Source organism: Streptomyces sp. LARHCF249 (assembly GCF_052871255.1).
The window spans coordinates 1-795 of record NZ_JBIXJQ010000040.1 but is presented as its reverse complement, the minus strand read 5'-3'; the positions used below and the strand labels follow the sequence as shown (position 1 = coordinate 795).

Annotated in this window: 1 protein-coding gene; it reads left to right on the top strand. The window is 65.0% G+C overall.

The window, feature by feature from the left end; translation table 11 throughout:
• Positions 1–783, top strand: a 783-nt coding sequence (locus ACIPUC_RS37285) for an adenosylhomocysteinase (RefSeq protein ID WP_446594881.1), incomplete at its 5' end; no start/stop codon positions are given.
• Positions 784–795 lie beyond the last annotated feature (12 nt).

The following is a 795-nucleotide window of genomic DNA, read 5'->3' as shown; positions in this document are numbered from 1 at the left end:
CTCTTCCCGGCGATCAACGTGAACGATGCCGTGACGAAGTCGAAGTTCGACAACAAGTACGGCTGCCGCCACTCCCTGATCGACGGCATCAACCGGGCGACGGACGTCCTGATCGGCGGCAAGGTCGCAGTCGTGTGCGGGTACGGCGATGTCGGCAAGGGGTGTGCGGAGTCGCTGCGCGGCCAGGGCGCGCGGGTGATCGTCACGGAGATCGACCCGATCTGCGCGCTGCAGGCGGCGATGGACGGCTACCAGGTCGCCACGCTGGACGATGTGGTGGAGACGGCGGACATCTTCATCACCACGACCGGCAACAAGGACATCATCATGGCCGCGGACATGGCCAAGATGAAGCACCAGGCGATCGTGGGCAACATCGGCCACTTCGACAACGAGATCGACATGGCGGGTCTGGCGAAGATCGAGGGCATCGTCAAGGACGAGGTCAAGCCGCAGGTCCACACGTGGAAGTTCCCCGACGGCAAGGTCCTGATCGTGCTGTCCGAGGGGCGTCTGCTGAACCTGGGCAACGCGACCGGCCACCCCTCGTTCGTGATGTCGAACTCCTTCGCGGACCAGACCCTGGCCCAGATCGAGCTGTTCACCAAGCCGTCCGAGTACCCGACCGACGTGTACGTGCTTCCCAAGCACCTCGACGAGAAGGTCGCCCGCCTGCACCTGGACGCGCTGGGCGTCAGGCTCACCACCCTGCGTCCCGAGCAGGCCGACTACATCGGCGTCAAGGTCGAGGGCCCGTACAAGCCCGACCACTACCGCTACTGATCCCCGCACGGC